Below are 1,214 nucleotides of genomic sequence, written 5' to 3'. Positions count from 1 at the left end.
CCCGCCTTCGTCGAGTGGCCCCGAACGCCGGCCCCGCCTTCGTCGAGTGGCCCCGAACGCCGCAGTGTCCACATCCCTCCTGGAGAAGGGCAGCTATCCACAGTCTCCTCGTCGGCGCGTGCGCAGGGCACCAGCACGCGCGAGCGTCTCTGGGATGACTGAACTATCGACTGACTATCCATCCCAGCCATTCAGCCTGAGGGCTGGTCGCCAGCTCGGCCTCACCCGCCAACAGCTCAACGCGCACGTGCTCTGTCATCCCACTCACGGGGTCAGAGCGCTACACCGACCGGAGACCCTGATCGAGCGTGCGCGGGCGCTGGCAGCGGCGCTGCCGGACACGGCGGCGTTCTCCCATGTCACGGCTGCGCAGCTGCACGGCATACCGCTCTCCTATGCGGTTGAGGACGACAACCGACTCCACGTCGTGCGACCGATCGACTGCCAGCGCATTCGGCGTCCAGGAGTAGCAGGCCACCGCGCACTGCACCCACGCGAGGTCGTCGACGTCGAAGGACTCCAGGTTGTCGGGCTCGCGGACACGTGGGTGGATCTGGGCGAGCTCGTCGGACGCGGAAAGCCCATGGGAGTCGACGATCTGGTCGTCGCGGGCGACGCCGTCGCCTCGGTCCAAGGCAACCGGGCGGGGCTGCTGCGGCGGCTGTCGATCCGCGTCAGGCCGCGCGGCAAGGTAGCCCTTCTCGAGGCCTATGAGTCAATTCGTGTGGGGTCCGCTTCTCCCCGCGAGACGCTGGCGCGGCTCATGCTTGTCCGAAGCGGCCTTCCCGAGCCAAAGCTGAATCACCCCATCTACGCATCATGGGACCCGTCCGTCCTTCTCGGCGTTGGTGATCTCGTGTGGGAGTTCGAGGTCGATGGCAGGCTCGTGAGGGTCGTTGGGGAGTACCAGGGCGAGGCCTTCCACGCCGGTCGCGCGCAGCAGCGGCGGGACGGCTGGAGGCGGAGGGGGCTGGAGGACGATGGCTGGCTCGTCATCGAGATCTGGAAACGGGACATGGCAAGCACCGAGGCCCGGCGCGCGACCGTGCTGCGCTTTGCCGAGGCCCTCGCCTTCCCCATCGAGGAGCTGTCCTTGACGGGCGCCGAGCCGAGGTTCTTCTCCCGGCATGCCCTCGAGCTTGCGGAGCAGCGGGATGTCGCCCGTCGCTATCGGTCCGCCTGACAGCCGTTCGGGGCCACTCGACTGCCGGGAG

At 68.2% G+C, this 1,214-nt stretch carries 1 protein-coding gene; it reads left to right on the top strand.

All coding sequences use genetic code 11. From position 1 onward, the window contains the following. The first annotated feature begins 427 nt into the window (after nucleotides 1–427). Entirely contained in the window at nucleotides 428–1,183 is a 756-nt protein-coding gene (locus LOY02_RS11605; protein ID WP_317182519.1) for a hypothetical protein, read from the top strand. The last annotated feature ends 31 nt before the right edge of the window (nucleotides 1,184–1,214 follow it).

The organism is Intrasporangium sp. (assembly GCF_032907665.1).
GTDB lineage: Bacteria > Actinomycetota > Actinomycetes > Actinomycetales > Dermatophilaceae > Intrasporangium.
The sequence above is the reverse complement of the archived record's forward strand: the minus strand, read 5'-3'. Positions and strand labels throughout refer to the sequence as shown.